The following is a 5,398-nucleotide window of genomic DNA, read 5'->3' on the forward strand; positions in this document are numbered from 1 at the left end:
GCCGCGCATCTCGCGCAGCGAGAAGCGGACAGCGAGCCTCAACGTCCGGGACAGCGGCATCAGGCCGTCACCTTGACCGGCGCCGGTGCCTCGATCCGGCCCGAGCGCATCGAAACCTGGCGCGAACAGCGTGCCGCGAGCGCCGGATCATGCGTCACCAGCACCAGCGTCATGCCGCGCTCGGCCGCCTTCGCAAACAGGAGGTCGGCGACCTGCCGCCCGGTCGCCTGGTCCAGATTGCCGGTCGGCTCGTCGGCGATCAGGATGCGCGGCGACGGCGCCAATGCGCGGGCGATCGCCACGCGCTGCTGCTCGCCGCCCGACAATTCGCCGGGATAGTGGGTGACGCGGTCGCTGAGGCCAACCGCCGCCAGCTCGCGCGCCGCCACCGCGAACGGATCGGAATGGCCGGCCAGTTCCAGCGGCACCGCGACATTTTCGAGCGCCGTCATGTTGGGAATGAGATGGAAGGACTGGAACACGATGCCAATGTTTCGGCCACGAAACGAAGCAATCTGGTCCTCGCTTTTGCCGTTGAGCAGCTCGCCGGCGATTCGGACCGTACCCGAATCGACCCTTTCCAGGCCTGCCAGGACCATCAGCAAGGTCGACTTGCCGGAACCCGAAGGTCCGACGATGCCGGTCGCCTCGCCGGTCGCCACATCGAGGCTCACCCCCTTCAGCACATGGACCGATGAAGCGCCCTCGCCAAGGGTCAGGGACACATCTTTCAGCGCGATGACGGCTTCTGTCAAAATGAAATCGTCCTATATCTGGGAATGAAGGCTCTGCTTGCCGGAAGCCGTCGACTGAAGAATTTCTAGCTCATATGGGGCCTGCCGCATGTCTTTCAAACGCAGTATTGCCGCAGGCTTCGTGGTTTTCCTCGCCATTTGCGGCGTCATGTCGTCGGCGCGTGCCGAGCCGTTCAAGATCGTCGGCTTCGGTGACAGCCTGATGGCGGGCTATGGCCTTGGACCCGACCAGGGCTTTACCGACAGGCTGCAGGCAGCGCTTGGCGCCAAAGGCCATGATGTGACCGTCGCCAATGCCGGCGTCTCCGGCGACACGACGAGCGGCGGCCTGGCGCGGCTTGACTGGTCGGTGCCGGACGGCACGCAACTGGTCATCCTCGAACTAGGCGCCAACGACATGCTGCGTGGCGTCTCGCCCGACATCACCAAAAAGAACCTCGACGAGATGCTGAGCAAGCTGAAGCAGCGCAAGATTGCCGTGCTTCTGGCCGGCATGCGCGCCGCACCCAATCTCGGTCCCGACTACCAGAGCGCCTTCGACGCCATTTTCCCGGACCTGGCGAAGAAATACGACGTCGCGCTCTACCCGTTCTTTCTCGACGGCGTCGCCGGCCAGCCCGGCATGCAGCTCGAGGACGGCCTGCATCCGAGCGCACGAGGCGTCGACCAGATGGTCGAACGCATCCTGCCCACGGTCGAGAAGGTGATCGCGGCAGTGCCGGGCGATTCCTAGCGGGTTGGAACTGTTTCCGCCCGGCGAGCTTTTAACAGGGACTGTGGCCAACAAACCTCTTGCTCCGTTTGACTATCGATGATTCGCTATGGGTGACAGTTCGATTCGAGGAAGGGAGGCTCTTCATGCCGCGTCTTTTCACCGCCCTCGAAATTCCGCGTGACGCTGCCCTTTCGCTGTCCCTGCTGCGGGGCGGCTTGCCGGGAGCCCGCTGGATCGACGTCGAAAACTACCATCTGACGCTGCGCTTCATCGGCGATGTTCCCGGCCATGTCGCCGACGAGATCGCCAACGCGCTCGACCGCGTCCACCGCCCTTCTTTCTCGCTGGCGCTGACCGGCGTCGGCGCTTTCGGCCAGAAGAAGCCGCATGCGGTGTGGGCGGGCGCTTCCGCCTCGCCCGATCTGGCCGCCCTTCAAGGTGAGATCGACCGCATCTGCCAGCGGCTCGGCATCCCGGCCGACCCGCGCAAATTCATGCCGCATGTGACGCTGGCGCGCTTGCGCAATTCGACCCCGCTGGACGTTGCCCAATATCTGTCGGCGCGCGGCAATTTCTCGACGCTGCCGTTCCGCATCGGCCGTTTCGTTTTGATGTCGTCGCGCGATTCGGTCGGCGGCGGACCCTACATCGTCGAGGAAGCCTGGCCGCTGTCAGGCACGGACGCCCGCGCCTCCAGCCTTGTCGCCAGCGCCTCCGACGCCTCGCGGATCATGCGATAGGCGGAAGCGAAGGCTTCTGCCTCGTCATGATAAGGATCCGGCACGTCGCGTGCCTTTCCCTGCGCGAATTCCAGGAACAGATGGATGCGGTCCTGCACGGCCGCCGGCGCCAGCGCCTTCAGGTCGGCGACATTCGACCGGTCCATGCCGAGGATCAGGTCGAAACGGTGGAGGTCCTGCGGCGTGACCTTGCGCGCCCTCTGCCCGGAAATGTCGACGCCGTGCCGCATGGCGACCGCGATCGCGCGTCGATCGGGGGCAGAGCCGGCCTCCCAGTCACTGGTTCCCGCCGAATCGAGCAGGATATCCCGGGCCGACCCGCGCTCGGCCCAAACGGCGCGGAAGACACCTTCCGCCAGCGGCGACCGGCAGATGTTGCCGAGGCAGACGAAGAGAATGGAATTTATAGGCTTCGCGCTCATCGATCCGTCGCTATGGTGAGGGTCGTTTTCGAATAGCACAGGATAGGGACATGGCGAGAGAGAAACTGGGCAGGCAAGCCGCTGAAGCCGCATTGACGGGCCTCGACGGCTGGGCGCTGGCGGAAGACGGCGCCTCCATCAAGCGCACATTCACCTTCGCGAATTTCTCCGAGGCTTTCGCCTTCATGACCCGCGTCGCGCTTGCCGCCGAGGCGATGGATCATCATCCCGAGTGGTCGAATGTCTACAAGACCGTCGACGTGACGCTGAACACCCACGACGCCGGCGGCGTCACTGCGCTCGATATCGATCTGGCCACGAAAATGAACCGTTTTGCCGGCGCCTGAGGCCTGGTATCGCCTCGGCAGGCCCAAATCGGCACCGGCATCTTGTAGCGGGGGTCGGGTTTCACCACATTTTCCCCCGCGGGGCAGGCGCCGGATGCGCATGAGCCCCGCAAGGAGAGACTGATGGCGCAACAATCCGGTTTTGATTTCTTCGGCTTTGGCGGCAAGCCGTCAGACGAGAGCGAAGTGCGCGAGAAATTCTGGCGCACAGCCAAGAAGGCCGCGCGGCAGATCCCCTTCATGGAAGAGGTCGTGGCCGCCTATTATTGCGCCATGGACAAGAACACGCCGCTGCGCGCCAAGGGCATTCTGCTGGCCGCGCTCGGTTATTTCGTGCTGCCGGTGGATGTCATCCCCGACTTCGTCTTCGGGCTTGGCTTCACCGACGACATCGCCGTGCTCACCGCCGCGATCACCGCCGTCAGTGCCCATATCACCACTGCGCACCGGCAGGCCGCCAGGGACGCCATGGCCGAGAAGGGCTGAACACGCGCGCGGAACGCCGTTGAAGCCGGCTTTCGGCGACAGCGTAAAAAGTCAAACTCTTGCCGCTTTCGTGGCCTCCAAGTCGCCAAAGGGATGTCGCGCCACCCGCTCGCAGGGCGGCGGCGCGGGTATGGTGGCGGTTTCCTCGGGGTGAGGGTCCTTTTCTCTTCGGAAATTCACCGTTTGGTAACCCAGATTAAATCAAAATGAAGCGACGGGCAGGACGCCAAGCCGGCCTGCCTCCGCACCATTTGGAATACGGGAAAAGCGATGCGCGGATTGATTGCGATAGTTTCGAGTCTGGCCCTGGTGGCCGTGGCAGCGCCGGCACTGGCGCAGTCGGCGACCAAGATCGGCCAGCACAATGCCTGGGGCACCTACAGCTACCAGGCATCGGGCGGCAAGGTCTGCTATGTCCTGACCGTGCCGACCGACAAGCAGCCGCCCACGCTCGACCATGGCGATATGTTCTTCTTCGTCAGCCAGCGGCCCGGCCAGCAAGTGTCCTACGAGCCGCAATTCATTGCCGGCTACAATTTCCAGGAAGGCTCCAAGGCCACTGTGACCATCGACAAGAAGACGTTTTCGATGTTCACGCGCGGCAAATCGGCCTGGGTCGAGAATGCCGCCGAGGAGCCGGTACTGATCGCCGCCATGAAGACCGGCACCGACATGAAGGTGACGGCGAAGTCCGGCCGCGGCAATCCCACCTCCTATGTCTTCTCTCTGAAGGGCATTTCGGCGGCGCTGACATCGATCGCCAAGTGTAAATAGGCAAAGCTACTTTTTTTGAGAGAAAGGCCGGGCCGCGAAGCCCGGCCTTTTTTCTTTCATACTTGCCCCGGCCCGGCCTCCGCCCGGCGGCGCCGGATCGCCTCGGCGATGAAGACACGCGATAGCGCGTGATAGAGCGGCTCGTGCGAGATCATGCGCGCCGTGCCGTAGCCCAGCATCGAGGCCAGCATCAGCGCGATGACATTGTCGTGATTGCCGGTCATCTCCAGGATGATGACGAAGGCCGTCATCGGCGCTTGCACCACACCGGCGAAATAGCCGGCCATGCCGAGCAGTGCCGCCACCCCAGTGCTCGCGCCAAAGAGGAGGCCGAGCGAACTGCCGATGCCGGCGCCGACAGCCAGCGAGGGCGCGAAGATACCGCCCGGAATGCCCGAGATCATCGACAGCAATCCCGCCAGGAACTTTTCGGCGAAGAAGAACCACGGCAGCGGCGTGCCTTCGACGGCGCCCCGCGCCTGCACGTAACCGGTGCCGAAGGTCAGCCCGCCCGAGGCGATGCCGATCACCGCCACCGCAAGCCCGCAGATTGCGGCCACGACCAGGGCGCGCCGCAAAGGCTGCCCAGTGTTCCAGCGCCGGATCCGCCGCGTCGCCTTCAACGCCAGCAGCGAGAACAGCGCGCCGAACCCGCCGCCGATGATGCCGCAGGCAAGCACCAGCGGCCATTCGGCAGCAAACGAGATGGTGTCCCTGGCGACGCCAAAATAGGTGTAGTTGCCGAGCAGGCCGAGCGAAGCGAGACCGGCCAGGATCACCGCCGTCAGCACCAGCCCGTTGGTTCGCGCCTCATAGGTGCGGCCCATCTCCTCGATGGCGAAGACGATGCCGGCCAGCGGCGTGTTGAAGGCGGCGGCAATCCCGGCGGCCGACCCGGCCAGGATCAGACCCCGGGCCTGCACCATGCCGCCCCAGCGTGCCGCCTGCAGCATCAGCGACGCGCCGACTTGCACCGTCGGACCCTCGCGGCCGATCGAGGCGCCGCAGAACAGGCCGACGATGGTGAGCATGATTTTGCCGGCCACCAGTTTGAGGGACAGGATATGGCTGCGGTCCTCGTCGTCACGCAGATGGCGGGCGCGCTTGGCATCGGTGTGATCAGCGTGCTGTTCGCGGTGCTGGCCGACAGGGCGCAGGA

At 64.6% G+C, this 5,398-nt stretch carries 8 protein-coding genes; 5 read left to right on the forward strand and 3 right to left on the reverse strand.

Going from position 1 to position 5,398, the window contains the following annotated elements; all coding sequences use genetic code 11:
* Positions 1–59: 59 nt before the first annotated feature.
* Positions 60–755, reverse strand: a complete 696-nt coding sequence (locus EN914_RS22745) for an ABC transporter ATP-binding protein (RefSeq protein ID WP_024504015.1) — start codon at positions 753–755, stop codon at positions 60–62.
* An 88-nt stretch (positions 756–843) separates the two neighbouring features.
* Here EN914_RS22745 and EN914_RS22750 point away from each other — a divergent pair, with 88 nt between their 5' ends.
* On the forward strand, positions 844–1,488 hold the full coding sequence (locus EN914_RS22750; protein ID WP_024504016.1) for an arylesterase: 645 nt from the start codon (positions 844–846) through the stop codon (positions 1,486–1,488).
* Positions 1,489–1,613: 125 nt separating this feature from the next.
* Entirely contained in the window at positions 1,614–2,210 is a 597-nt protein-coding gene (gene thpR / locus EN914_RS22755) for an RNA 2',3'-cyclic phosphodiesterase (protein WP_013528819.1), read from the forward strand.
* On the opposite strand, the gene EN914_RS22760 is transcribed toward thpR, so the two are convergent.
* Positions 2,114–2,632, reverse strand: a complete 519-nt coding sequence (locus tag EN914_RS22760) for a low molecular weight protein-tyrosine-phosphatase (protein ID WP_013528818.1) — start codon at positions 2,630–2,632, stop codon at positions 2,114–2,116. The two genes, thpR and EN914_RS22760, sit on opposite strands and share 97 nt — an antisense overlap.
* A 50-nt stretch (positions 2,633–2,682) precedes the next feature.
* Between EN914_RS22760 and EN914_RS22765 the strand changes: the two genes are divergently transcribed.
* From EN914_RS22765 to EN914_RS22775, 3 genes are all read left to right on the forward strand, one after another.
* Entirely contained in the window at positions 2,683–2,979 is a 297-nt protein-coding gene (locus tag EN914_RS22765) for a 4a-hydroxytetrahydrobiopterin dehydratase (protein ID WP_013528817.1), read from the forward strand.
* 123 nt (positions 2,980–3,102) lie between these two features.
* Complete coding sequence (locus EN914_RS22770) at positions 3,103–3,465, forward strand: YkvA family protein (RefSeq protein ID WP_013528816.1); 363 nt, start codon at positions 3,103–3,105, stop codon at positions 3,463–3,465.
* A 270-nt stretch (positions 3,466–3,735) separates the two neighbouring features.
* On the forward strand, positions 3,736–4,239 hold the full coding sequence (locus tag EN914_RS22775; protein ID WP_013528815.1) for an invasion associated locus B family protein: 504 nt from the start codon (positions 3,736–3,738) through the stop codon (positions 4,237–4,239).
* A gap of 56 nt (positions 4,240–4,295) precedes the next feature.
* Here the strand turns inward: EN914_RS22775 and EN914_RS22780 are convergent.
* Positions 4,296–5,398 (reverse strand): chloride channel protein (locus EN914_RS22780; RefSeq protein WP_164778854.1); only part of this gene is annotated, 1,103 nt, incomplete at its 5' end.

Origin of the sequence: Mesorhizobium sp. M7A.F.Ca.CA.001.08.2.1, from assembly GCF_003998455.1 — a bacterium.
In the GTDB taxonomy this organism is placed as follows: domain Bacteria; phylum Pseudomonadota; class Alphaproteobacteria; order Rhizobiales; family Rhizobiaceae; genus Mesorhizobium; species Mesorhizobium ciceri.

Coding starts and splice junctions, on each gene's coding strand:
- EN914_RS22750 (WP_024504016.1), top strand. CDS start 844: ATGTCTTTCAAACGCAGTATTGCCGCAGGCTTCGTGGTTTTCCTCGCC.
- thpR (WP_013528819.1), top strand. CDS start 1,614: ATGCCGCGTCTTTTCACCGCCCTCGAAATTCCGCGTGACGCTGCCCTT.
- EN914_RS22760 (WP_013528818.1), bottom strand. CDS start 2,632: ATGAGCGCGAAGCCTATAAATTCCATTCTCTTCGTCTGCCTCGGCAAC.
- EN914_RS22765 (WP_013528817.1), top strand. CDS start 2,683: ATGGCGAGAGAGAAACTGGGCAGGCAAGCCGCTGAAGCCGCATTGACG.
- EN914_RS22770 (WP_013528816.1), top strand. CDS start 3,103: ATGGCGCAACAATCCGGTTTTGATTTCTTCGGCTTTGGCGGCAAGCCG.
- EN914_RS22775 (WP_013528815.1), top strand. CDS start 3,736: ATGCGCGGATTGATTGCGATAGTTTCGAGTCTGGCCCTGGTGGCCGTG.